General features: G+C 42.3%; 17 protein-coding genes. 5 read left to right on the top strand and 12 right to left on the bottom strand.

The window, feature by feature from the left end; translation table 11 throughout:
* Positions 1-7: 7 nt before the first annotated feature.
* From BFP75_RS01400 to BFP75_RS01385, 4 genes are read right to left on the bottom strand one after another with little or no spacing between them, the layout of a single operon-like run.
* Positions 8-2224: a PQQ-binding-like beta-propeller repeat protein gene (locus tag BFP75_RS01400; RefSeq protein WP_099542883.1), complete on the bottom strand. Its 2217-nt coding sequence runs from the start codon at positions 2222-2224 to the stop codon at positions 8-10.
* Positions 2225-2259: 35 nt separating this feature from the next.
* Positions 2260-3123 carry a fructosamine kinase family protein gene (locus BFP75_RS01395; RefSeq protein ID WP_099542882.1) on the bottom strand — a complete coding sequence of 288 codons (864 nt, stop codon included), beginning with the start codon at positions 3121-3123 and terminating at the stop codon, positions 2260-2262.
* 6 nt (positions 3124-3129) lie between these two features.
* Complete coding sequence (locus BFP75_RS01390) at positions 3130-4044, bottom strand: MBL fold metallo-hydrolase (RefSeq protein WP_099542881.1); 915 nt, start codon at positions 4042-4044, stop codon at positions 3130-3132.
* Positions 4045-4087: 43 nt separating this feature from the next.
* Positions 4088-5590 (bottom strand): S10 family peptidase, encoded by a 1503-nt coding sequence (locus tag BFP75_RS01385; RefSeq protein ID WP_099542880.1) that lies wholly within the window; start codon positions 5588-5590, stop codon positions 4088-4090.
* Positions 5591-5681: 91 nt separating this feature from the next.
* Between BFP75_RS01385 and BFP75_RS01380 the strand changes: the two genes are divergently transcribed.
* The 3 genes from BFP75_RS01380 to BFP75_RS01370 are packed head-to-tail and all read left to right on the top strand — an operon-like array spanning position 5682 to position 8565.
* Positions 5682-6788, top strand: a complete 1107-nt coding sequence (locus tag BFP75_RS01380; protein ID WP_240531659.1) for an acyltransferase family protein — start codon at positions 5682-5684, stop codon at positions 6786-6788.
* Between the two features lie 28 nt (positions 6789-6816).
* The gene (locus tag BFP75_RS01375) at positions 6817-7644 is read left to right on the top strand and encodes a PIG-L deacetylase family protein (RefSeq protein WP_099542879.1); all 828 of its coding nucleotides are present in this window, start codon (positions 6817-6819) and stop codon (positions 7642-7644) included.
* A gap of 18 nt (positions 7645-7662) precedes the next feature.
* The gene (locus BFP75_RS01370) at positions 7663-8565 is read left to right on the top strand and encodes a DUF1080 domain-containing protein (RefSeq protein ID WP_099542878.1); all 903 of its coding nucleotides are present in this window, start codon (positions 7663-7665) and stop codon (positions 8563-8565) included.
* Here BFP75_RS01370 and BFP75_RS01365 read toward each other — a convergent pair.
* The 7 genes from BFP75_RS01365 to BFP75_RS01335 form a co-directional block, all read right to left on the bottom strand.
* Entirely contained in the window at positions 8562-10196 is a 1635-nt protein-coding gene (locus BFP75_RS01365; RefSeq protein ID WP_099542877.1) for a S41 family peptidase, read from the bottom strand. The two genes, BFP75_RS01370 and BFP75_RS01365, sit on opposite strands and share 4 nt — an antisense overlap.
* Entirely contained in the window at positions 10177-10560 is a 384-nt protein-coding gene (gene rnpA / locus BFP75_RS01360) for a ribonuclease P protein component (protein ID WP_099542876.1), read from the bottom strand. The genes BFP75_RS01365 and rnpA overlap by 20 nt, the downstream gene beginning before the upstream one ends.
* 14 nt (positions 10561-10574) lie before the next feature.
* Positions 10575-12431, bottom strand: a complete 1857-nt coding sequence (locus tag BFP75_RS01355) for a M1 family metallopeptidase (protein ID WP_099542875.1) — start codon at positions 12429-12431, stop codon at positions 10575-10577.
* Between the two features lie 17 nt (positions 12432-12448).
* On the bottom strand, positions 12449-14080 hold the full coding sequence (locus BFP75_RS01350) for a S8 family peptidase (protein ID WP_099542874.1): 1632 nt from the start codon (positions 14078-14080) through the stop codon (positions 12449-12451).
* A gap of 24 nt (positions 14081-14104) precedes the next feature.
* On the bottom strand, positions 14105-14968 hold the full coding sequence (locus BFP75_RS01345; RefSeq protein ID WP_099542873.1) for an MBL fold metallo-hydrolase: 864 nt from the start codon (positions 14966-14968) through the stop codon (positions 14105-14107).
* 153 nt (positions 14969-15121) lie between these two features.
* The gene (locus BFP75_RS01340) at positions 15122-15505 is read right to left on the bottom strand and encodes a response regulator (RefSeq protein ID WP_123803283.1); all 384 of its coding nucleotides are present in this window, start codon (positions 15503-15505) and stop codon (positions 15122-15124) included.
* 99 nt (positions 15506-15604) lie between these two features.
* Positions 15605-19039: a PAS domain S-box protein gene (locus BFP75_RS01335; protein WP_099542871.1), complete on the bottom strand. Its 3435-nt coding sequence runs from the start codon at positions 19037-19039 to the stop codon at positions 15605-15607.
* Between the two features lie 360 nt (positions 19040-19399).
* Here BFP75_RS01335 and BFP75_RS01330 point away from each other — a divergent pair, with 360 nt between their 5' ends.
* Complete coding sequence (locus BFP75_RS01330) at positions 19400-21268, top strand: cation:proton antiporter (protein ID WP_099542870.1); 1869 nt, start codon at positions 19400-19402, stop codon at positions 21266-21268.
* Positions 21269-21276: 8 nt separating this feature from the next.
* Here the strand turns inward: BFP75_RS01330 and lepA are convergent, their stop codons facing one another.
* Positions 21277-23073, bottom strand: coding sequence for a translation elongation factor 4 (lepA, locus tag BFP75_RS01325; protein ID WP_099542869.1), 1797 nt, complete (start codon positions 23071-23073; stop codon positions 21277-21279).
* A gap of 291 nt (positions 23074-23364) precedes the next feature.
* On the opposite strand from lepA, the gene BFP75_RS01320 reads away from it, so the two are divergent.
* Positions 23365-25773, top strand: coding sequence for an outer membrane beta-barrel family protein (locus tag BFP75_RS01320; RefSeq protein ID WP_099542868.1), 2409 nt, complete (start codon positions 23365-23367; stop codon positions 25771-25773).
* Positions 25774-25824: the final 51 nt, after the last annotated feature.

Here is a 25824-nt window from a genome sequence, read left to right as displayed (position 1 = left end):
TAAGCCATTAGGGTAGGGCAAAGGCAATTATTTTATTTCCTTTTTTGGTACCGAGTTTCTCCCCACCACAAGCAATGGCAATATACTGCTTTCCGTTAAACTCGTACATGGCGGGCGTGGCGAATGCCGGAGCCGGCAGCTCATATTCCCAAAGAAGAGTGCCATTTTCCTTATCAAAAGCCCTGAAAAACCCATCTTTTGTCGCTGCAATGAACAACAGGCCATTTTCCGTAACCACGGCACCGCCATAATTTTCCGTTCCCGTACCTATACCCTCTTTCCCCAACTCCGGAGTGTTGCCAAAGGGAATGGACCATTTAAAGTTTCCGGTATTCAAATCGATGGCATGCATCGTACCCCAAGGAGGATTAATTGCAGGAAGACCATTGCTGTCCAAGAACTTGGTATATCCGGCATGTTTGTATTTTTCTTGTGTTTCGGTATTTTGGGCAATCTCATCCGCAACGGTGTGTTTTATTTCTTCATCAAAAAGAAACAGTAATAAGGCGTCCATTTCTTCCTTGGAAAGTTGGGGAAAACCGGTCATCATTCCTTTTCCGTTGGTAATGATCTGTGACACTTCGTTTTTTTCCTTCCGTAGTTGCACGTCAAGCAACGAGGGATAACCACTGCCCACATTTCCTTTTCTATCAGGTTGATGACAGGTTACGCAATATTTTTGATAGGTACTTTCGCCCAAGGGGCCGTCATAAGCCTCTTCATTATTTTCAATAACACCCAGCATCCAAGCCATTTCGTTGGAATTAACATAAAGAATTCCATCTTCCGGATCTACAGAGGCCCCACCCCATTCTGCAGCCCCGTCATAACCAGGCAACAATAGAACAGGAGCAATATTTGGTGGGGCATAAAATCTTTTGTCCGCCGAAGCAAAGACGTCCAATAACTCATCTCTGTTTTCCGCAAACGGACTAATATTCGCCTCCGTGAGCTCTTGGGAAAGCCTTGCAAAGGGTTTTGGACTTTTGGGTATGGGTTGTGTGGCCCAAGTTTCTTCCCCTTCCAATTCCGATTTGGGAAACGGTATTTCCTCTATGTCAAAAAGCGGCTCGCCCGTCAACCGGTTAAACACGAAAACATATCCCTGCTTGGTCACTTGGGCCACTGCGGGTATTTTTTTACCGTCCCTTTCCACCATCAACAGGTTGGGCGGAGCAGGTGGATCACGGTCCCAAATATCATGATGGGTAAACTGAAAGTGCCAAAGCCGTACTCCCGTATTCGCATTTAAGGCCAATAGCGAGTTGGAAAACAAGTTCTGTCCAAGCCGGACACCTCCGTAAAAGTCCGGCGCAGCCGAGCCAGTGGGCACATAAATGATTTCAGCCTCCTCGTCTACGGCCATGCCGGCCCAATTATTGGCCGCTCCCACAAGGGGGCTTTTATAGGCCGTGGAATCTTCCCAGGTCTCATGGCCAAATTCACCGGGACGAGGTATGGTGTGAAAGGACCATTCCAGCTTGCCGGTAATGATGTTGAAAGCCATTATATCTCCAGGAGCCGCCCCCACTCCTTCCGATACCCGAAGCGGCATTACAATCAAGTCCTTAAAAACTGTGCCCGGGGTATTGGAGATGACAAACTTGTTTTGGGCACTTTCGTCCATACCTGAGCGTAAATCAATTCTGCCATTCTCACCAAAGGATGCTATGGGTTTACCGCTTAAGGCATCCAGAGCATAGAGATAGGCACCACGAGTACAAAGAATCCTTTTGTCCTCTCCTTTGGACCAATAGGAAACGCCACGACTCGTGGAATGCCAAACTTTAACGGAATCCCCAAACTGCCAAAGTTCCTCCCCGGTTCCTGATTGGAGGGCCACGACTCTAAGGGCTGCTGTCACGCCATATAGGATTGAATCCACCACGATGGGGTTCATTTGCATTTGACCCCAATCCTCCGCTTCATAGGTCCAAGCCAATTTAAGCCTTTCCACATTTTCTTTGTTTATTTGGGACAACGTTGAAAAATGGGTTCTTCCAGAATCTCCCAAGTAGGATGACCAAGTGGCATATTCCTTTTTTGCTGTTGCTGTTGTTTTTTCCGTTTCGCAGGAAACCAAAACGAGGGAAAGTAAAAAGACGGTACTTATTTTAATTGGCACCGCCAAAGGGCATATTACCCCGAGGCTTGCCTCGAAATCAAAAATTTGTTTCTTGCGAATGCCTTGTGGGATCGCCCCAAGGTAGTTTACTATTTTCATGAAGGATCGAGTTTGAAATAAAGATAACCAAAAGCCTAAAAGTAAGTAGCTAAAATTCTTTTGACAGCTGGTTTATAAGAATTCCCAAACAGGTTTAAATGCACGAGGAGATAGTACAGTTGATACAAATCCGTTCGTTCGTTTTCACCCGGTTCAGGAGGCATGATTTCTCTGTATGCCCTATAAAAGGAATCCCCAAAACCTCCAAAAAGCTTTGTCATGGCAATATCTACTTCGTGATGTCCCCGATAAACTGCGGGGTCTATTAAAAAAGGAACCCCATGGTTTGAAATTAAATAATTACCGCTCCACAAATCCCCAAGCAGTAAAGAAGGGGATACTTTGGGAAACATATCGGTACAGACCATCATCATCGTATCTTCTGAAGGGATTTCATCACTCCCCAATAACCCCTTGTCAAAAGCTAATTTTAATTGGGGAAGCATTCGTTCTTCCACATAAAATCTAGCCCAGTCCAAATCCTTTTTGTTGGATTGGGGCAAACTGCCTATAAAATTATCTTCCTCCAGACCAAACTCATTTTTGACCGATGCTTGGTGTAGTTTTGCAAGTTGGCGCCCAAAAAGAGTCATGTCCTCAGTATTCGCTCTTTTACTCTCAATGTATTCCATCAGGATAAAGGCACCGTCTTTGTAAGGTTCAACCTGAAAGGGCTGTGGAGCGGCTATGGCTCCTGTTTTCAACAGGGCATGAAGTGCATTTTTTTCCGCAGTGAACATGGATAACGCCATTTTCTCGGTATTAAGCTTACAAAAGAACCTTTCAGTTTCGGACTCCAACAAATAGGCCTTGGATATATCCCCTCCGGAAACCCGCGAAACCCGCTCTATTTTTATGCATAGAATATAGTTGAGATGTTCTATAAGCTCTTTGTCCAAAACAAATTATAATTTAAAGACCATATCCTTTCTGGCGATTTGAAAGCCCTCTTCCAATACTTTTTGAGTCTGCTGGGAATCCCTGTTCAATAAAGGATTGGTATGGTTGAAGTGGATGAAATGAATTTTATTTTTTTCCGATATTGAAAGCCCTTGGAATAGTTGCATACTTTCAATGACGAAGGGATGGGGAATTTCTGAAATATCCCTATAATCGATTTCTTCGGCATCAAAAAATGTGGCATCTATAAAGGCATAGTCCACGCTTTTGATTTCTTCCCGAATGTCTTTATCCCACTTTTCCCACTTATCGATATCCGGAATAAAAAGTAAGGTTTTGTTCGGCCCTATTATCTTGTAGCCCACGGTTTCCGAGTATTCATCACGATGAGGTACCGTAAAGGGGATTACCGTCAGTTGGTCCGAAATAGGTATTGCTTTTTCATTTTCAGCTTGAACAAGGCGTATGTTGTTATTGGCCACCAATTGGCCCCATGGCCCGTTTTCACTCAAAAACCGATGCATTTTAGGCATCGTATATACCGAAATATTTTTCGTGTTTGCCGCTTCCTTGCCCAAATACATGAGTCCGCTATAGTGGCCAATATGGGCATGGGTAAGAAAAATACCATCTGGGTAATCGTTTTCCTTGAACGGCGCATTCAACCTTAAACCCCTAAGTTGTTTGGGTATATCCGGTGTTGCCTCTAGAAGGAATGTTTTGTTATTTTTAAAATCGACGACGCCAAGGGAAACTATTTTTCTGGATAAGTCACCCTTTTCAAAAAGTTGCGCACAACACTCTTTTTCGCAGCCTATGTGAGGGCTTCCCCCGTCCTGGACCGTTCCCAAAACAAATACTTTCACGCCTTCCTTTTCATTGGTGACAAGTGAAGCCTGCGCAAAGTTTAGGTGGGGCATAAGGACAAGAAGAGCGATATTTAAGCAACCAAACCTCAACCTATTATTGGGTTAAAAATGCCCGAATATCCTCCGACAGTTTACTAAGATCGGGTTCATGGGTATACATCATGTGGCCGGCCTCATAATATTTCATGGAAACCCTTTCGGTTACAATACCGTTTCTTGCAAAGGTGTATTCGGCATCAAAAAAAGGCGTAATAAGATCATAGTACCCGTTGGCGACCATTACCTTCATTTCTGGGTTGCGCCTCATGGTCTCACCAAGAAAAGGCGCCGTGTTCACGGGCATCGGTTCCCAGTATTGCCCATCTGGGACGGTGCGCCATCGCCATCCCTCGCCACCTCCGGAGGTTATGTAGGGTCTGTCCATGTCAATTTTTAAATCGGCCGCAAAATAATGGTTGATCCCCGCGGTATAAGCCGCACCAATTTGGTAGCTTGCCGGATCTCCTAAATGAGGCCTTTCGGCAACATCATCGGATTCATCGCCCATAAACCTTCCATCCAATCGACCAATGGCCAACCCTTTGTCCTCCAAAAGCTTTTTCTGAAATCGTTCTACAAGAACCCGCAAGTTGGACCTTAAGATATAGTCTTTGTCCAGCCCTGTAAAATAGCTGAGCTTTTCGGCTATTTTGTTCCTTTCGGTATTATCCAAAAGGTTGCCCTTGTACAGGGCCTTGGTGTAATCGCCATAGGTAAATTCCCTACACTCCTCAACAAAGGCTTCCAAAGTTTTACCTTCCCCGGCTTTTTTATGGTACCAAGCGGTGGCGGCCATGCTTGGCAAATAGGTGATGTAGGAGGCAATGTTGTAATGGATAGAGGTAGAGCCCGTGTAATCCAGTGCCTGGGAAATAAGTATCATACCGTTGAGCGCCATATTTTGGCCCGAGCTTTCCAAGGCCTTGCCCAAATAGGCGGCCCTTGTGGTACCGTAACTTTCACCGGCCAAATACTTGGGAGAGAACCAGCGTCCGTTCTCCGTGACCCATTTCCGTATAAATTGTGCGAAGGAGGCAACATCCTCATTGAGCCCATAAAAGTCCTTTCCTTTTCCTTTTCCCACCAATTGACTGTACCCTGTGCCTACGTGATCGATAAAAACAAGATCGGTAAGGTCTAAAAGGCCATGTTCATTTTCTACAAGATTGTAAGGAGCGGCTCCATCGTCCTTCTTGGCTTCTGAATCCACTTTTATGATTTTAGGCCCAAAAAGCCCCATGTGTAGCCATACGGAGGCCGAACCCGGACCCCCATTAAAAATAAAGGTTACCGGTCTTTTTGTTACATCACCAATTGGGTTTTTTGTGTAGGCAACCGACCAAAAAGTAGCTATGGAGTCCCCTGCTTTATTGGTCAAAAAGGTTTCCTTGGCCGTCGCTTTATAATTGATAGTCTTTCCTCCAAAAACACCTTGGTGCATGGTTTCAAACGTCCTTGCCTTGGGAATAGGTTTTGCGGTTTCTTCTTTATCATCAGTCTGCGAAAGGACAAAAAGGCTTGAGATAAACAAGAGGGTAAAAAGCGCTAATTTTTTCATAGGATATGGCTCTAAAAAGGAATTAGGAAGATAATCAATTCATTTAAAATTTATTGTACATTTCAAGGCTAAACCTAACCATCCAAATGGTATGTCGCAATTCGCCAAGCCATTGACTCAACGTTTGTACTCCCTGGATGTTTTCAGGGGGCTTATTATGTTCCTTTTGATTGCCGAAGCTGCAGGTTTTCATCAAAGTTTCGCTCGATTAACAGAGGGATCGTCTTTCTATCCGTTGGCTCTTCAACTACAGCATCATCCATGGAACGGACTTCGTTTTTGGGACCTCATACAGCCCTTTTTTATGTTTATTGTGGGCGTGGCCATGCCTTTTTCCTTTAAAAAGCGATTGGAAATGGGGAACAGAAAGGAATTGAACAAACATATTGCCATGCGATGCCTAAAGCTATTCCTTTTTGGGGTGTTGTTGCATTGTGTTTACAGCCTTGGTCCGGTATGGGAACTATGGAATGTTTTGGTACAGTTGGCATTCACAATCCTGATTGCCTACGCCATTATGCGTAAAAGCGCCACTGTTCAAATAGGGTTTTCAATTTTTCTATTAGTGCTGACGGAAGTTTTATACAGATTTTATAACCCGGAAGCTCCCTATTCCCAAGGGCATGAAACATTTGGCTCCTGGGTAGACCTTTTGGTCATGGGGAAGGTAAATGGCGGATATTGGGTATTCATAAATTTTCTTCCAACTGCCGCTCATACCATCTGGGGCGTTGTATGTGGCCAATTATTGCTTAACATTACTACCGAATCCAATAAAGTTAAGACCTTTTTGTTTTGTGGACTTTTGGTTACCACTCTAGGTTTTGCAATGGACTTTTTTGAAATAACACCAATTATTAAACGCATAGCGACCACCTCTTTTACACTGGCCTCGGGCGGCATTTCCATCTTGGCACTTGCTTTTTTCTATTGGGTAATTGACGTTAAGGGATACAAGAAAAAATGGCTGCAATTTTTTGCCGTTGTAGGCACTAACTCCATTTTCATTTACTTATTTGCAGAGACTTTTGGACATTTGATATTCAGGGAGTTCGAGATCCTCTGGAACGCTGGTCTTTTTCATGCTTTGGATGCATATAAGGAATTGATACTGGTTTTGGAATCATTGTTAATTCTCCTATTTTTATGGTATATCACCTATTACTTGGACAAACGCAAGATCTATTTTAAAGTGTAGCTATAAGAATCAACTAAAAAAGCCCAACATGAAGAAAACATCAACAGTAAGTAACACGGTATTTAAGCTAAGCGCATATGTGTTTATATTTTTTCTTTTGGTTGGCTCTACCTGCTGGGCCCAAAAGCCCTATGAAGGAAAGGTGTTGCTGGCGGTTTTTGCACATCCCGATGATGAAAGTACAATCTCCCCAATTTTGGCCAAATATTCCAGGGAAGGCGCCAAGGTGCATTTGGTCGTAGTTACGGATGGCAGGTATGGCACCAACGATTTCCATGACCACAAGGCCGGGGATGAATTGGTCGTTACCCGAAGGGAAGAAATGAAATGTGCCGCGGAATTGTTGGGGGTGGAGTTGATTCATTTAAATTTTCACGATCAGCTTCGGGCAGCAGAGGGCTATGACGGCCATGTTCCCCACGCCAGGGAAATGATAAAGCAGCTGAATGAAATTGTAAATAGGTTACATCCGGATGCGATTATAACCTGGGGTCCCGATGGAGGCTCCACGCACATGGACCATAGATTGGTGGGAGCGTCCGTTACCCAAGTGTACCTTAGCCAAGATTGGGACGAACCCATGGACTTGTTCTATTATGGCGCTCCTTCTGAAGCAATCGACGACCCGGAAGGCAAAGTTTTAAGAGGGCAGGCAAGCAAATATTTAAGAACGAAAGTTTCCTATACCGATGAAGATTTGGAAATGGCCGCCAAATCATACCGATGCCACTATAGCCAAATTGACCCTATGCTTACCGAAGAAGATTTTATGGAGCGTAAGGCGAAAAACGGAAAGTTAGTATATCTAAGAAAGTTTGAAGCTCCAAAATCTGATTCCGATTCGGTTTTTGAATAGACTACAAAAAACCAAGAAATGGATATTTCCAAGATAGAACGATTGTTTACTTATTTTATAGATTGGAAATCATATCTGGTTTTGGCCATTTTGTTGACTATTAACACCAGTGTTATTTCCCAAGAAACTACCGATACAGGATGGACTCCTCTTTTTAATGGAAAAGACTTGGCGGGTTGGACCACTAAAATCCACCATTATGACGTCTATGACAATTATGGCGATACCTTTAGGGTAGAGGATGATATAATAAAAGTTAGATACGACCAATATGAAGGCTTGTTCAACGACCGGTTCGGCCACTTGTACTATGATCAACCGTATTCCTTTTTCCATCTTTCCATGGAATATCGATTTGTAGGTGAACTATTTCCAGGAGCTCCAGACTATACCTTATTAAATAGCGGGGTCATGTTTCATTCCCAAGACCCTAGAACCATGCTCAAGGAACAGGATTGGCCCATTTCCGTGGAGATGCAATTCTTGGCTGGCGTGGAGGAAGGAAAAGAACGGCCTACAGGGAATATGTGCTCCCCAGGAACAGATATTTTCTACAACGGAAAACTCGACCCCAACCATTGTGTCAATTCAATTTCCGAGACCTATTTTGGAGAACAATGGGTAAAAGCGGAACTTATGGTTTACGGGGATTCATTGGTAAGGCACATCATTAATGGCGAAACCGTATTGGAGTATTCCAAGCCCCAGATGGGCGGAGGTGTCGTCAATGGATACGATCCAAATATCTTTAAACCGGGAACACCCTTGAAGGAAGGTTTTATAGCCTTACAAAGTGAAGGTCAGCCCATTGACTTCAGGAATATAAAAATAAGAAACCTTAAAGGGTGCATGGACCCCAAGGCCACAAACTACCAAGGTTATTTTATTGAACCTGATACCGAAAGCTGTGAATACGACTAACGCTTTCCCAGGATACCGTTATATTTTGTGCTGTTTTCCAAGAGTTCCGTTGCGGCCAGAATGGCATCATCGTGGGACAAGTAGTATTGATATAACCCATCACGATAAAAAAAACGTTTGATGATTTCGTCCTCTAAATTTTTCTGGATTTCTTTTTGATACTTGTCCAGGGCATTGATCTTGCCCTTCTGAATGTTGGCCAACAAGGTCTTGTAACTATCCTTTACTTCCTGACCCAAGAAATCGTTTTCAGAACCGGACAAGGCTTCGGTGATTGCCTTTTCCGCCTTGGTCTCAAAGGAAAAATCGCTTTCCCTAACAAAGGCCTTAAAATCGTTAAAGTCCGAATTTGAAAACTGAAAATCGGCTACATCGGCTACTTTATTACTAAAGTAGTAATCTGTAGCATAGTCGAAAATGACATTGTTTTGCAGTAAGGCCATGGTTAAATCGTTCGTTTTAACCGCGGCGATTTCAACATCGGGCAGTACGCCGCCCCCATCCTGAACCTTTCTTCCGTTCCTAGTCGTGAAATCGTTGAATTGGGTATTTCTGATGGCATTTCCATTATCGTCCCTGTTCCAGTAATCCAAGGCCTGGATACAACGTCCGGATGCCGTATAATACCTGGAAATGGTCACCTTTAACTGCGTTCCGTAGGTCAATTTTAAGGGTCTTTGCACCAAGCCCTTTCCAAAACTACGCGCCCCCATAATGACCGCCCGATCTAAGTCCTGTAGACTGCCCGAAACGATTTCGCTGGCGGAGGCACTACTACCGTTCACCAAGACCACCAAGGGAATTTCAGTATCCACGGGTTGGTTGCTTGTACGGTATTCCCTGTTGAATTTTTTTACTTTCGATTTTGTAGTTACTACCAATTCGCCTTTTGGAACGAACAAGTTGGTAATGTTTATGGCCTCGGAGAGCAGCCCTCCAGGGTTGTCGCGCAAGTCCAATACTATTTTTTGGGCCCCTTTTCCTTTGAGGTCGAGCAAGGCACTTTTTGTTTGGTCCGTGGCCTTGGCGTTGAATTTTGACAAAACAATGTATCCAGTTATGTCGTCTATCATTTTGTAGAAGGGCACGGCATCCACTTCAATTCCACCACGTTCTATGGTGGTACTGTTTATCTTGCCTTGTCGCTTATAGATAATGTCCACGGTGGAACCTTCGGAACCTTTTAGAAGCTCGCTGGCATTGTCCTCAAAATCGGCCACTTTGATATCTCCAATTTGGATAATCTGATCGCCCGCTTTTAGACCGGCCTTGTCCGCAGGATACCCTTGATGGGGCTCTACGATCAACAATCGATCTTTGTATGTCCTGACCAAAGCACCTATACCGGAGTATTCACCTGCATTGTTTATCCTATAGGATTCTACGTCCTGTTCATTTAAAAACTTGGTGTAGGGATCTAGGTCCTCCAACATGTTTTTTATGGCCGTGTCCATCAGTTCCGCAGGATTGGTTTCGTCCACATAATTCATGTTCAATTCCTTGAAAAGCGTCGTGAAAATTTCTATCTGCTTCGCTATTTCAAAAAAATCACTTTTAAAACTACTTCCAATCACCAGAAAAGCAAGGGCCAGAACGGGAAAAATAATTCTTTTACGTATTCGTTTTTTCATGGATCCGGGCATTAAATTTTTCCAAAAGCAGCTTCATTTTGGACGCTACGTCCTCAAAAGCCGGCATATCCTTTCCAAGGTATAAAAATAAAAACGCAAAGTTTCCTTGTGTATTGTTAAAAACCAGGCCTTTGTTCAATCTATAGGATTCCCGCAACAATCTTTTTATTTTATTTCGATGAACGGCCCTTTTGAAGTTTTTTTTGGGAACGGTCACCGCGGCCTTTATACATACCTCTTGTTGTTCGGTTTGGAGATATATCAGCTTTAAGGGGAATATGGTAAGACTTTTTCCTTCGGTAAAAAGCTGGCTAATAGTTTTTTGGCTTTTTAATTTTTCTTTTTTACCGAAGGAAGTGTCCATTTTTTAACCGTGTGTTATTCTTCGGGTTGCCAAACATTGTTTTCGGCGTTTATATCCGCCATTAACTGGGATGGGTCGATCACCACGGCCTGAATGTCCGAAATGGGCCTGTTGATGGTAAAGTCATAGTTAGAATATGCCCAAGGCCAATCTGGCAGCACGGTTCTTTCAATTTGCGGATATGGATTTTCCTTTTCACCGCGCATCATTCTCAAAGGAGCATAGAATGTTTCCCTAGACCCATCGTTATAGACCAGTAGAATATCCAAAGGCATGGGCATGAGGCCAATTCTTTCCATGGTAATTTTTGTGCCATCACCCACTGTTTCAACAGATTTGATACCGTAGTCAATGGTATTGGTCGTCTGGGTCCAATCGGTCAGATACCAATCCAATTCCATACCGGAAACTTTTTCGGCGGTCCTTTTGATATCGTTGGGCACAGGGTGCTTGAATTTAAAGCCCTCGAAATATTTTCGAACACTTTCCATAAGCTTGTCCTGTCCAATGACATATCCCAATTGCGCCAGAAAAACGGCTCCTTTGCTATAGGCCGATATCCCATATGCGAAATTAAGATCATACCGGTCTGCATGGGTGCTCATAGGCTGTTCCTTTCCGGAGAGGGCCAGATTATAATAGCCTTTGTAGGAGTTTTCGAAAGGGTTTTCCTTATTCTGCTCCCTGATTTCATTACTGCATAGCGCCGATATAAAAGAGGTAAATCCTTCGTCCATCCATTCGTGTTTGGCCTCATTGGTGGCCAATACATGTTGAAACCAGGAGTGGGCCAATTCATGGATCATGGTGCCAATAACACTCCCCGGCTTGTCGCCCCCAGTAATCAACGTTGCCATGGCATATTCCATGCCTCCGTCCCCACCTTGGATGACAGAATACTGTTCATAGGGGTATTCGCCAATATTCCTGCTAAAGAAGTTCATGGCTTTTTCGGTCATGGGCTGTACCGCCTTCCATGTTTCCACGAACTTCGGGTCGTTTTTATACAAAAAATGAAGGGTTGGGCCATTTTCCATCTGTAATGTGTCATGCACATACTCAGGATCTGCCGCCCACATAAAATCATGGACCATGGGCGCCTTAAAGTGCCATGTTAAAGTTTTCCCCTTTTGTTTCTTGACCGATGTTCCAGGAGCTTCGTAACCGTGACCAATTTCCTGCGGATTTTGCAGATAACCGGTTCCACCAACAATATAGTCCTTATCCAAGGTTAGTTTCACGTCAAAATCGCCCCACACCCCATGAAACTCCCTAGCGATATAGGGATCTGCATGCCATCCTTCAAAATCGTATTCCGCTAATTTGGGATACCATTGGCTCATGGAAAGGGCTACTCCATCGGCATTATTACGGCCCGACCTTCTGATTTGAACGGGCACCTGGCCCTTAAAAGTCATTTCGAACGTTGTTTTTCCTCCAGCCGGGATGGGCTTCTCCAAATCGACCACCAAAACGGTCCCTTCTTCCTGATAGCTTACCTGCTCCCCGTCTTGGGTCAAGGACTCCACATGCAGGTATCCAATTTCACTTTCGGAAAGACTGGCGATACGACTTTTTTTGTCTTCTGTTATCATTCTTCTATCCGGGTCTTGGATATTTTGTAGTCGAATATCCATTTCACTACCGGGTTGAAATGCGTTGAAATACAAATGGTAATAGACACGGCTCAATGCATCTGGGGAATTGTTCGTATACACGAGTTTTTGGGTTCCCGTATATTGGTAATTTTCAACATCCATGTTTACATCCATGGTATAATCAACATGTTGCTGCCAATAATTGGTTTGGTTCTGGGCAAATGATAGATTAAAACACCCAATCAATAATACCGTTAAGAGTAATTTCTTCATTTTATTAAGATTCAATATTACAGTTGTAGTTGACCATTACTTACCTTGCTAGCCATGATCAGGGCATTATAGGCATTTACCATTTTCCCTGAAGTTGATATTTCACTTAAATTGGCACTTTTGGCATTGTCACCTCCCAAGATGACTTTGGTCTTTACGGGCAAGCCCGAATTCAATATAATTTTCTTTACTTGTTTCGCACTCAAGTTGGGGTATTGCGACCAGATCAGAGCCGCCACACCGGATACTGCTGGTGCCGCCATGGAGGTGCCGGGCGAAAATTCATATTCGTTGTTTGGATAGGTAGAATAAATATCCGTTCCGGGAGCGAATACATCCACATTGATTTTACCGTAGTTGGAGTAGGAGGCAACCAATTCCGATCCATACTTAGGGTCCAAGGCGCCTACTGTAATCACATTATCGGCAAATTCCGCCCCATTGTTTATTTGATCGTTGGGATAATTTGGATTGGCGGGATCATCAAGATTGGCACCATCGTTTCCTGCGGCATGCACGAACAATACGTCGTTATCCGCGGCATATTTAATGGCGTCATAGACCCATTGCGCATTGGGAGAGAAGGATTTTCCAAAGCTGCCATTAATGATTTTAGCGTCATTGTCAACTGCATAACGAATACCACGAGCTATGTCCTTGTCATATTCGTCCCCATTGGGAACGGCCCGGATGCTCATAATTTCCACATTGTTGGCAACACCGTTTGCTCCAAGCCCATTGTTTCTTTCCGCTGCAATGATTCCTGCGACGTGGGTACCATGGCTTTCGTCGTCTACCCTATTGCTGGGGTTGCCGTTTCCATATTCCGTATCGCCATAATCATAAGGGTTGTCGCCCACGATTTCCCTGCCGTTAAAATCTTTGTTGAGGTTGTAGTTAAGTTGTTCCGTGAAATACGTAATTCCATCTCCCAATTCTTCGACCACCTCTGGAATGGAGTCCTTAAAGCTGTACATTTGAAGAAGTATGGACTTGTTTCTTTGCATAGCCTCCGTACTTGCCTCCATACCGGAAACATCCTCTTTTGTGTAGGTTTCCTTGCCCAAAAATGCCTTCACCTCCGCGTCCGCACTCTTAACTGCCTGTAGAATCTGTTCATATCGTTCCTTATTCTGTAGTGCAGAGGCATATTCTTCGTCCAGTTTTGCCTTTGCCTTTGCCAAAGTGGCTTGGTCACCAATGTTCAATCGCAACATTCGAACATATTCAAGCTGCTCATTATAGGACTCCCCTAAGAAGTTATACCCATGGATGTCGTCCACATAACCATTGTTGTCATCATCTTTGTTGTTGCCGGGTTTTTCATCGGTATTGGTCCAAATGACCCCATCCAGATCCTCATGGTCCAAGTCGATTCCGGAATCCAGAACCGCTACGATAATTTTTTTTCCTTTCTTGTTCTTAATGATTTCGTCATAAGCTTTGTCTACGCTCATGCCTGGAATCGTGTCCGAAGCAAGGTCCAAATGCCCCCAGTTTTTCTTTTCTGCTTCGGTAAGGTCCGAAACCTTCAAGGGAACGGCATCAATATTTTCGACAGGAGTCAATATCAGGCCTCCTGTGCCACCACAACCAACTAGGGTGAAGAAAGAAAATACCAAGAACGATTTAGTGATTGTACGTATCATTTGTTATTAAATTAATTGTGAATTTTAGTTGAAAATTTCATCGAAAGTATAGGTCTGGTCCAACCTAACCCCTTTATCGGTTTTTTTGAGAGTACAGAGCTGATTGTGTGCATCGTGTTCAAAGAAAAGAAAATAGTTTTTTTCCGCAGCCTCATTTAGGAACTTTTCTTTTTCCGAAAGCGTCAACAATGGTCTTGTATCGTAGCCCATAACATATGGCAAAGGAATATGGCCTACCGTTGGTATTAAGTCGGCAACAAAAACGAGCGTTTCTCCTTTAAAGGTAATCGTAGGCAACATTTGTTTTTCTGTATGTCCGTTTACAAAATAGATGCCAAACCCTAGTTCAGATGTGTTCTTATATAATGAATCATTTGGAAAATCTACAAAGTCCAAATGGCCACTTTCCTCCATAGGTAATAAATTTTCCGACAAAAAGGATGCCTTCTCCCTGGCATTGGGATTGGTAGCCCACTCCCAATGGTTTTTATTGGTCCAAAAACGGGCATTTTCAAATGCAGGCTCATATCCTGTCCTGTCCTTGTTCCATTGGATGCAACCCCCACAATGGTCAAAGTGAAGATGGGTAAGAAAGACATCTGTAATATCCTCCTTGGCCATCCCTATTTTTTTTAGGGAAGTTTCCAGCGAGTAATTGCCCCAACGATGGTAATGGCCAAAAAATTTATCGGATTGTTTATTGCCAAGTCCTGCATCCACTAGGATGAGTCTGTCACCGTCATGGATCAACAAACTTCTAGCTGCGATATCGATTAAATTGTTTTGGTCTGCCGGGTTTGTTCTTTGCCAAAGCGTTTTTGGCACGACCCCAAACATGGCGCCACCGTCCAGCTTAAAATTTCCTGTCTCAATAGGATATAAGTCCATTAATCTATCGGGTAATGGTATAAATGCGGAAAATTAATTAAAAAGAATAGGAAAAACAGGTAGTTTATGAGAATTTAACGGCTAGACACAGCTTGGGAAAAGGGTTCATACATTATTAGGCATTGCGGGACGCACTTAAGAAACGCTCCATGGCTAGGGGCGTATTAATTCTTCTATCGAATGGTGTGCTAAAGGTTTGGCCAAATGTTTTTCTATTTCTTCATAACTTTCTGAACGGGCAACGTCCGTTGGATTTGTGGAAGAGCTTAAAACAAAGACCCGGCATTTTCCCTTCAATGCATCTGGCAAGTTTTTAAAGTGCTCTATAAATTCGTATCCATCCATGCCTGGCATGCGAATATCCAGAAAAATAATTTCCGGTACCGATTCCACGTCGTCCTGTAAATCGATGAGATAGTCCAAAGCTTCTTTGCCTGAAGTTTTTGTGATGACTTCAGACACTATTTCGGATTTTGAAATTATGGCCTTATTGATGTAGTTATCAATTTCCGAATCATCTATTAAAAGTATTTTCATCTGTTTATTTTTTTGTTTTTCATAGGTCAGATGCAATTCGCCAATAACTATCTCAGTGGGTATCAAGACTTGTTATGGCTCATTTCATAATATTCGTATTTAGTCAGCAGGATAAAGATTAGGTAGCCTTAAAGTGAAAACCGATCCTTTCTTCACGGTAGAGTCCAAGGTTACCGTTCCGTTAAGTTTTTCCAATATTTCCTTTACGATGAACAGACCAATTCCAGATCCTGTTACTTTTGAAGTGGCCCTGTAGAACATATCATATATTTTTTCCTGACTTTCCGTTGCTATTCCCATTCCATTGTCCTCTATTTTTATGACAGCTTCTTTTCTATCTATTTTTATATCAATCCAAATGGAAGGGCATGTTCTTTCCTTGTCCTGATACTTTATGGCATTGGAAATAAAATTGTTCAACAAGACCACAACCCTTCTCTTATCCGAGTAAAAAACTGTTTTCCCCTCTATTTTTTTATAAACCTTAATGTCTTGTGTGCTTTTTAAATACCATAAATCTGCAAAGGCTTTCTCTATTAAGGTACTAAAATTTATTTCTTCTGGCACAACCGATACATGATTATTTCTTGAGTATTCAATGATATCTCCAATGAATTCATCAAGCCGGGTAATGGAGTTTTCCATCATCTGTAGATTGAGGAGGCCCACATCGTGCCGCTCTTCCCTTTTCATAATATCCACCAAGCCAAGAAGGGATGCCAAAGGAGATCTTAGTTCATGCGATGCACTATAAACGAAGCTATCCAATACTGAATTGGTCTTTATAAGTTCGGCATTTTGTTTTTCAAGCCTCTCCTCAAACACTTTCCTTTCCGTAACGTCTACTACGGTTCCCTGATATTCGATTGGCACCCCCTCAGCATCCGTAGTCACTTCCATTTGAACCCGAACATGTTTTATGGATTGGTCCCTATGTAAAATCCTATAGGAAAAGGAACTGTTGTCCCTTTGCGAAATTTTATTTTTAATAATGGCATCATGCATTTCAAGGTCATCAGGGTGTACCAGGGTTTTGGAAAAGGCAACATCGATCTTTCTTCCGGGTGCAACATCATAGATTTCATACATCCGATCGGACCAATCGATGATACCCGTTTCAATATTCCAGTTCCAATAACCAATTTTACCAATACGTATGGCAGCATCCATTTTGTGCTGAAGATCAAGAATTTCCTTTTCCGTTTTCTTTTGATCCGTAAGGTCAAAGGCTACCGATCCTATGCCAATGGGCTTGCTAGTCTTGTCATTGATTAGGAAAGCGGAAAGTGCCGCTGGAATATTTCTATCCTCTTTAAAACTTCTTAGATAACCTTCGCCGCTCCAGGCTCCATTTTTAAAAACAAAGGGAAGGTACTCCTCTTTGATGATCTGTCTTGAGTTCTCAGGAAAAAAATCCAGAATGGAAAAATTGGAAATTGTATCTTCAGAGGTAAGGCCTACAAGTTCCCTCCCGGATTCATTGAGATAAATACACTGTCCATCAAGACCTGTCAACCCAATAAATCCAGGACTTTTTCCAATTACGGCTAAGATTTTTTGGTTTTCCTCCTCAGAAATTTTTCGTTCCGTAATGTCTCTAAAATAAACCGTTAGACCTTCCGGTGATGGGTACACGTGGCTTTCGATCCAAATATTGTTTCTGGGATAGAACTGTTCCAAATGAACATATTCCTGCTTTTTTAAGGCACTCTCAATTTTGCCGCGTGTACTGGAACTTATGGTGTTTTGAAAAACATTCCATATATTTTTGCCTATAAGCTCCTCTTTCTTTTTTTGTATTAATTCTTGGGCCTTAGCATTGATATAGGTTAGGTTCCAATGGTTGTCCAAGGATATGAACGCATCTGATATCCGCTCAGTCAACTCGCGGTATTTTTTTTCACTTGCAACGATTTTTTTTTGGACCTTCTTTTCTTCAGTTCTGTCTAAAAAAGTTGCCAGAATATACCTTTTTTTATCTACTTCGTACGTTTCCGCGGAAGCTGTAATATAAATTTTCTCCTTCCCCTTTGGCCGGGCTATGAGTTCCATTGAAAATATTTTCCCACTACTATTTAGTGACTCTAGGGCTTCCTTTCGCTTTGATTCCTCATCGATTATGATTCCTAGTTCTTCGAATTTTTTTCCAATAACTTCATTCAAGGGAAAATCCAGCAATTCCAAAAAGTATTGATTGGCATCGGTAAATTTTAATTCATTATCAAAGATGGCCACGCCTATGGTTTGGCTATTAAAGGCTTTCTGAAATTTTTGCAGGTTTTCATTTGCGGCATACTCCAATTTTTTTCTGGCCGTAACATCCCTAACAATGCCCAAGATGGTGCCATCGTTCAATTTTTTTGCACTTACTTCTCCATAGAAGCTGGAACCGTCCTTTTTTCTGAGTTTTCGCTCGGTAAGAACAGATTGCTCAGTATTTATTTCGGCAAATCGTAAGGGTACCTTTTTTAAATCGTCTTTTGTTGCTAAATCTTTGAGATTTTTTTGTAGTAACTCATTTTTTGGATAACCAAACATTTCCACCCCTTTTATGTTTGCTTCCAAAAGATTCCCTTGAAAGTCGGCCAAAAATATACCGTCCGAGGCCTGTTCTATATATGCCCTCAGTTTTTTTTCATTTTCCTTTAACAAAAGGGTTTTTTCGTTTACCTTTTCACGAAGGATTCTTGGCTGCTCTAACAGAAGCTTTGTAAATAAACCAGCAACAATGGCCAAAATTAGACCAAGACCTCCCAGAACGTAAAAACCGTACAAATCAAGATTTTTGTCCGAGACCACATTCAGTTTCCACTCACCATTATTATCGCTGATGGAGTATTTCGAGGCACTTTCCGGTAATTCCCTTTTTGAGGAAAAGAACATTTTTTCAGACCCATCTGGATTTGTTTTGTAAAGTTGATAGGAAAAAGGTTTATTTTCTTCAGAATTTAATGAAATTTCCGACAACAAGGATTCAAGTCTAATTACGGCTGCGGCAAAACCGGCAAATTGGTTTTCGACATAAATAGGGGTACGGCAGACAAAACCGGACCCTCCTTGCTTTAAATTAATGGGCCCGGTAACATAATATCTTCCTTTTTCCTTTGTTTTTATGGCGCCTTCTTTGCCTATGGGGTCCCTTAAAATATTAAATCCCAAAACTTCGTTTCCTTCCAATGGATAAACGTGTGTGATAAGACCGGTACTGTCAACAAGCTCCAGGGCATCTATATTGCTATTTGTACCAAGAATCAATTTTGCAACTTTTGGAAAATCTTCCGGAACGCCATAGTTTTCAATCAAAAACCCCAAATTTTGAGTACTTGAAAAACCTTGTTCCAATACTCTTTTTATTTCATTTTCTACTTGGGAAGCCTGTCTTCTCAATTCATTATCTTCGGAGCTTTTTAGAATAAGATACCTTTGATAACTCAAATAAGTGGTAAGTCCAAAAACGAAAATAAATACCAAAAGCCCAGAAAACTGAGGTATACCTAGGTTAATACTTTTAAAGGATTTTAATATTGACTTCATTTGCAACTGTACTTACGTGTAGTTAAGTATCCAAATAATTTCACAAATCCTCTTTGTGAAGTTTAAGCGGTCATTAGTAAGATTTAGGAAAAGTCTAAATGAATTCTCTATTACTTCTTGGGTCTTGCCAGCAAAAATAATAAAGCATTTTTCAATTTGAGTATTTTATAACACAAATTGTAGGTGAAAATCTACAATATTATTTAGTTCGGTAATTTTTTGCTTTTTTCTTTAAGATTCACATTGCTTTGTAAATAGGTTTTCAATAAAGGAATTTAAAAGTTGATTCTAACGTACCATTTGGGTATTATTTAGTCCTCAACTCCCGTTTAATTCTTATTTTTAGCAAAAAAGTATTCCATGCTAGAGCTTGCCGGTATTATTATTCTTGGAATCATTGCGCAGTGGGTAGCATGGCGATTTAAACTGCCCGCTATTCTTCCCTTAATTTTGATCGGTCTAATAGTTGGGCCTATTTCCACGTTGTATACGCAGGATGGCTCAAAGCTTATAGAACCTATTTGGAACGGGGAAAAGGGGTTGTTTCCTGGTGATGGACTGTATTATTTTGTGTCCCTTGCCATTAGCATCATATTGTTCGAAGGAGGCTTGACGCTTAAGAGGTCTGAAATTCGAAATACGGGTCCCGTCATCACAAAGCTTATTACTTTGGGGAGTTTGGTTACCTTTTTTGTAGGGGCGCTGGCGGCACATTTTATTTTTGACCTGAGTTGGCAAGTATCCTTTCTTTTCGCGGCCTTGATCATTGTGACAGGCCCCACTGTAATTACACCTATTCTAAGAAATATCCCTTTAAAAAAAGATATTTCTGCCGTTTTGAAATGGGAAGGTATCTTGATAGACCCCATTGGGGCCTTGGCAGCCGTACTGGTCTTTGAATTTATAAGCGTAGGCGAGGGGCAGGCGTACACATTGACCGCATTGGTGGAGTTTGGAAAGATCTTGCTCTTTGGTTTTACTTTTGGTTTTACCTTCGCCCATGGTTTGGCCTTTGCCATAAAAAAGAATTTTATTCCACATTACCTTCTGAATGTGGTTTCCCTTTCCGTGGTGCTGCTGGTTTTTGTGGAATCCGATCTATTCGCGCACGAATCAGGACTGTTGGCGGTTGTGGTCATGGGCATGGTCATGGGGAATATTGATTTGCCCAACATCAAGGAACTTCTTTACTTCAAGGAATCGCTTAGTGTCCTTTTGATTTCCATCCTTTTTATTCTATTGGCCGCCAACATAAACATCTCGGATCTGGAACTTATCTATAATTGGAAGACCGTAATTTTGTTCGCTACCATTGTATTCCTGATTAGGCCACTAGGAGTGTTCCTCAGCGCTATGGGCTCCAATCTAAAGCTCAATGAAAAACTTTTTATCAGTTGGGTAGGCCCTAGGGGTATCGTAGCGGCCGGGATTGCATCGTTATTTGGTTCTAAACTGCTGGCCAGAGGGGAACCCGGAGCTGAGTACATTACGCCATTGGTGTTCATGATCGTATTGGGAACGGTACTATTGAATGCGACTACGGCAAGGTTATTTGCCAAATTGGTAGGTGTTTTCCTGAAAAAGTCCGAAGGTATATTGATTATTGGCGCCTCCAGGGTCTCCAGGCTTATCGCGGGATACCTACAGGAGAACAACAGGCATGTTGTTTTAGTGGACAACAATGAAACCAACGTGTCAAAGGCACGTAAAGTAGGACTGGAAGCGTTTGGGGCCAATATTTATTCTGATTCCCTGGGAGATTATATTGAGCTCAACGATGTGGGCTACCTTATGGCATTGACAGGAAACTCGGACATTAACAAATATGCCATTGACAAGTTTAAAGGGGATTTTGGTGAAAACGGATCCTTCCGCTTGGTCGATTCGGAAGAAATGAACGACCCGGAAAACAACCCAAAGGAAGGATTGTTCTCCCATACGGACGATTTTATAAAGCTTACCGAAACGGCAAGAAGGAACCCAACGATTCGTGAGATTGAACTTAAGGACACCGAACATTATGAAGGCCTTATCGAAATAACCAAGGCCGATGCCGATATAATTCCTCTGTTCATAAAAACACCGGATGGCGACATTAAAATAATTTCCTCGTTCAGTAAGGATTTTACGGATATTGAGGAAGGCTCTATGTTGGTTTATCTGGGGAAAGCCCTTCCTTTAGAAGAGGAAAAACAAAAGGCAGAGGCAACAACGGCACCCTCTAAGTAATTTGGCCCTTAATCGTTCAGTTTCAATACGGCCATGAACGCTTGTTGAGGAATCTCCACGTTCCCTACTTGACGCATCCGTTTTTTACCTTTTTTCTGTTTTTCCAATAATTTTCTCTTTCTGGAAATGTCCCCGCCATAACATTTAGCGGTTACGTCCTTACGCAGGGCCTTGATCGTTTCCCTTGAAATAATCTTGGAACCAATTGCGGCTTGGATAGGAATGTCAAATTGTTGTCTGGGAATGAGCTCTTTTAACTTTTCGCACATTTTTTTTCCAATATTGGCCGCATTGTCAAAATGGATCAAAGCGGACAAGGCGTCCACAGGTTGTGCATTCAAAAGGATATCCACGCGAACCAATTTTGACGCCCGCATCCCTATAGGGGCATAATCAAAGGAGGCGTATCCTTTGGAAACTGTCTTTAATCTGTCATAGAAATCGAACACGATTTCCGCCAAGGGCATATCGAAGTTCAGCTCCACTCTTTCTGTCGTCAAATAGGTCTGGTTGGTAATCTGCCCTCTTTTTTCAATACATAGGGACATCACATTCCCCACAAAATCAGCTTTTGTGATAATGGTGGCCTTTATATAGGGCTCCTCAACCCTGTTTACTGTGGAAGGGTCCGGGAGGTCACTGGGGTTGTTTACGATGATGGGGTTCTCAGGATCCTTACGGGTATAGGCATGGTAACTAACGTTGGGCACCGTGGTGATGACCGTCATATCAAACTCTCTCTCAAGGCGTTCTTGTATGATTTCCATATGGAGCATTCCCAAGAAACCACATCTAAAACCAAAACCCAACGCAGCACTGCTTTCTGGTGTAAATACTAGTGAAGCATCGTTCAATTGTAGTTTTTCCATGGAAGAACGAAGCTCCTCAAAGTCTTCCGTATCCACCGGATAAATTCCCGCAAATACCATAGGCTTTACGTCCTCAAACCCTGCAATGGCATTTTTGGTAGGTACGGCAGCATCGGTAATGGTGTCTCCCACTTTTACCTCCCGGGCATCCTTGATGCCTGTAATCAAATATCCCACATCACCCGCACTTATCATTTGTTTTGGATGTTGGGTAAGTTTTAAGGTCCCTATTTCATCGGCATCATAATTTTTGCCAGTGGCCACGAATTTTATCTTCTGATTTTTTCGGATGGTCCCATTTAAGACCCTAAAATATGTTTCCACCCCCCTAAACGGATTGTATACCGAATCGAATACCAGGGCCTGAAGGGGCTCGTCTGGGTTTCCTTTTGGTGCGGGAATCCTTTCGATGATCGCCTTTAGTATCTCGTTTATCCCAATGCCTGTTTTGGCACTGGCAGGAATCACATCTTCTGCATCGCACCCCAGTAAGTCCACGATATCGTCCGTCACCTCCTCTGGGTTAGCGCTGGGCAAGTCTACCTTGTTAAGGACCGGAATGATTTCAAGATTATTTTCCAGGGCTAGGTATAGATTGGATATGGTTTGCGCCTGTATGCTTTGCGCGGCGTCCACAACTAAAAGCGCACCTTCACAGGCCGCTATGGAACGCGAAACTTCATAGGAAAAATCTACGTGCCCAGGTGTGTCTATGAGATTCAGGACATACTTTTCGCCGTTGTAGACATAGTCCATTTGAATGGCATGGCTCTTAATGGTAATCCCCCGCTCCCGCTCCAGATCCATATTGTCCAACAGCTGTTCCTTTTTCTCCCTCTCGGTTACGGAACCCGTAAAGTCCAAAAGGCGGTCTGCCAAGGTACTTTTACCGTGGTCAATATGGGCAATAATGCAGAAGTTTCGAATGTTTTTCATCTGTAGATCAATATTTTATAGGGTCAGATGCAATTCGCCAAAAGTCATCTAGGCAGGTGTCAAGATTGAACATGGCTCATTTCATAGCAAAGGTTGAAAAAATAAACCTATTTAAACTTTGGGAACCCCCGTTTAAAAAGCAATTGCAAATATAATCTAATTTGTATGGACATTTTAAGAAGGTCCGCTTAAATAAATAGCCAATATTGGGCCAAAAACAAAAGGGAATATCCTGTTTGTAAAAAAATACAGTAATATTTTGTTAGTTTTGGTGTTCAACCCAAACTAAACGTGAGACCACTACTGCTATTTTTCCTAGCTTTCCTAGGGTATTGCCAAATAGCGCATAGCCAATCCTATCAACTAACGGGAACGGTAAGGGACGATTTGGGCGAAACCATCCCCTTTGCTTCGGTTTTTTTATTGCAGGCTACAGATTCGGTTATGGTCAAAGGTACATCGGCAGATGAACTGGGTATTTTTTTAATTGCCGATATCGACCCTGGGCTTTACATTGTTCAATGTTCCTACATTGGAAAAACCTCTCAAGGACTTCCCTTGGACATTCGGTCAGATATCAAAATTGGGGCTTTGATCATTCCAGAACAGGCAGAGCAATTGGACGAGGTAGTTGTAATGTCCGCAAGGCCCAAGGTGGAGCGTAAAGTGGACAGGTTGGTTTTTAATGTTGAAAATACCGTGTTGTCACAAAGCACTTCCTGGGACATCCTAAAGCAAACACCCGGTGTTATTCTAATGCAGGACGAGCTTCAAATCCGTAACCAGCCCGCTGTGGTATACATTAATGACAGGAAAGTCCAATTGTCCCCATCGGAGGTGAGAAACCTACTAGAAAATTATCAAGGCCAGAACATAAAATCCGTTGAGGTCATCAATAACCCCCCTGCAAAGTATGATGCGGAGGGTGGGGCCGTTTTGAACATTATTACCAATAAAAACATTTCTTTGGGCTATAAGGGCAATATTAGTACAAATTACACCCAAGGAATCTTTCCTAAATACAATTTTGGCACTTCACATTTTTACAAGACAGATAAACTCAATATCAACGCTTCTTATGCCTACGCCCCTAGAAAGGACTTTAAGAACGTTCAGAACAGGACCAACTTTATAGACGATACGGGTATTTTTTCCCGATGGGATACAGATTTTGACAAGACCAACAGGTTTGAAACGCACATAGGCGGGCTAACGCTGGATTATACCATTAACGAACGAAATGAACTAAACATAACCACCAACATGCAGCTTTCCCCAAAAAGGGAGTATGACAACTTTCAAAACACCTTTATCACAAACGGCATTGGTGTTTTGGATTCGACCTTTACGACGGCCAGTTTTTTGGACGAGAGCAAGAATAACATTTCCGGGGATGTAACCTATAAGCACACGTTTAAGGAAAACGGGACCTTAATGGTCAATGGCCATTACACCGCCTTTGACTTAAACCGAACGCAAAGTGCCAGCTCCAACTATTTTCTACCTTCCGGTGATTTCATACGAAATTATAGTTTCTTTACGGATGCCGTTCAGGATATTGAAATCATAACGGCCCAAGTAGACTACAGTAAGCTCTTTGGTAGCGTAAGTTTTGAAACCGGGGCAAAGGCTTCCTTGATAAATTCGGATAGTCGATTACAGTTTTTCACGGAGAACAACGGGCGTGTTTTCGTGCCAGGGCTGTCTGACAATTACCTGTATGATGAGCGGGTATATGCTGGGTATATAAGCGCTTCCAAGGACTGGGAAAAATGGAGCATTAAAGCGGGCCTTAGGGCGGAACACACCCAAAGTTCCGGAAATTCCTTGGCACTTTCCACGGTTAATGATCTTGAGTATTTTGAGCTTTTTCCATCTTTTTACGTTTTGCATACTATCAATGAAAACCATAGCCTGGCCTTTGATTATTCCAGAAAACTAAAACGGCCCAGATACGAAGATTTAAACCCCTTTAGAACATTTATAAATGAAAATGTCTTTGCAGAGGGGAATCCAAACCTAGTTCCTCATTTCAGTAATAATTTCAACTTGAACTATACGTTGAACCAAGAGTTTTTCTTCGATTTTTATTACAGGAACAACGGTAATTTCATATCCCTTTATACTTTTCAGGACAATGAAAACCAAATCCTTAGGGATGTAACGTTTAATGCTTTAAAAAGTAACTCGTACGGTTTCGACTTTAATTACGGAAAATCAATCACCAACAACTGGTACCTCTACGGCTATATTTCCATTTTTCATGAGGAAGAGACCTTTTTGGCCTTGGAAAGCGATGCTTTTTCCGCGACCAATTCAATTAATGGCTATTATATAGATGTCACCAATTATTTGACCCTCTCCAAGGATGGTACTTTGAAAGGAGAGTTGGGGTTGGCTTATTTATCGGGGTTTTTGTTGGCATCATTTGATATGACAGAAACTACCAACCTTACCATGGGGCTCCAGAAGTCCTTATGGAACAAAAGGGCAGAGATAAGCCTCAACTTCAACGATATTTTGGGCAAAGCAAATCCCTCTTTTACGTCAAGATACTTAAACCAGGACAATTCCTATAGTCCGTTTGAGGAACTACAAAATGTACGACTTTCCTTCACCTATAATTTCGGTAATTTCAGATTGGAGGACAACAAACGTCAAATAGAAAAAGCGGAAAGGGACCGGATCGGTTCAGAATAAGTCAAAATATACGGACTTTTTCTGATTTTCTTACAAATAGATTTTCATTGT

Origin of the sequence: Maribacter sp. 4G9 (assembly GCF_002742265.1) — a bacterium.
Lineage (GTDB): Bacteria > Bacteroidota > Bacteroidia > Flavobacteriales > Flavobacteriaceae > Maribacter.
The sequence above is the reverse complement of the archived record's forward strand: the minus strand, read 5'-3'. Positions and strand labels throughout refer to the sequence as shown.

Excerpts from the sequence above, each read along its gene's own strand:
- BFP75_RS01400 (WP_099542883.1), bottom strand. The coding sequence starts at position 2,224 with ATGAAAATAGTAAACTACCTTGGGGCGATCCCACAAGGCATTCGCAAG.
- BFP75_RS01390 (WP_099542881.1), bottom strand. The coding sequence starts at position 4,044 with ATGCCCCACCTAAACTTTGCGCAGGCTTCACTTGTCACCAATGAAAAG.
- BFP75_RS01385 (WP_099542880.1), bottom strand. The coding sequence starts at position 5,590 with ATGAAAAAATTAGCGCTTTTTACCCTCTTGTTTATCTCAAGCCTTTTT.
- BFP75_RS01380 (WP_240531659.1), top strand. The coding sequence starts at position 5,682 with ATGTCGCAATTCGCCAAGCCATTGACTCAACGTTTGTACTCCCTGGAT.
- BFP75_RS01375 (WP_099542879.1), top strand. The coding sequence starts at position 6,817 with ATGAAGAAAACATCAACAGTAAGTAACACGGTATTTAAGCTAAGCGCA.
- BFP75_RS01370 (WP_099542878.1), top strand. The coding sequence starts at position 7,663 with ATGGATATTTCCAAGATAGAACGATTGTTTACTTATTTTATAGATTGG.
- BFP75_RS01365 (WP_099542877.1), bottom strand. The coding sequence starts at position 10,196 with ATGAAAAAACGAATACGTAAAAGAATTATTTTTCCCGTTCTGGCCCTT.
- rnpA (WP_099542876.1), bottom strand. The coding sequence starts at position 10,560 with ATGGACACTTCCTTCGGTAAAAAAGAAAAATTAAAAAGCCAAAAAACT.
- BFP75_RS01355 (WP_099542875.1), bottom strand. The coding sequence starts at position 12,431 with ATGAAGAAATTACTCTTAACGGTATTATTGATTGGGTGTTTTAATCTA.
- BFP75_RS01350 (WP_099542874.1), bottom strand. The coding sequence starts at position 14,080 with ATGATACGTACAATCACTAAATCGTTCTTGGTATTTTCTTTCTTCACC.
- BFP75_RS01345 (WP_099542873.1), bottom strand. The coding sequence starts at position 14,968 with ATGGACTTATATCCTATTGAGACAGGAAATTTTAAGCTGGACGGTGGC.
- BFP75_RS01340 (WP_123803283.1), bottom strand. The coding sequence starts at position 15,505 with ATGAAAATACTTTTAATAGATGATTCGGAAATTGATAACTACATCAAT.
- BFP75_RS01335 (WP_099542871.1), bottom strand. The coding sequence starts at position 19,039 with ATGAAGTCAATATTAAAATCCTTTAAAAGTATTAACCTAGGTATACCT.
- BFP75_RS01330 (WP_099542870.1), top strand. The coding sequence starts at position 19,400 with ATGCTAGAGCTTGCCGGTATTATTATTCTTGGAATCATTGCGCAGTGG.
- lepA (WP_099542869.1), bottom strand. The coding sequence starts at position 23,073 with ATGAAAAACATTCGAAACTTCTGCATTATTGCCCATATTGACCACGGT.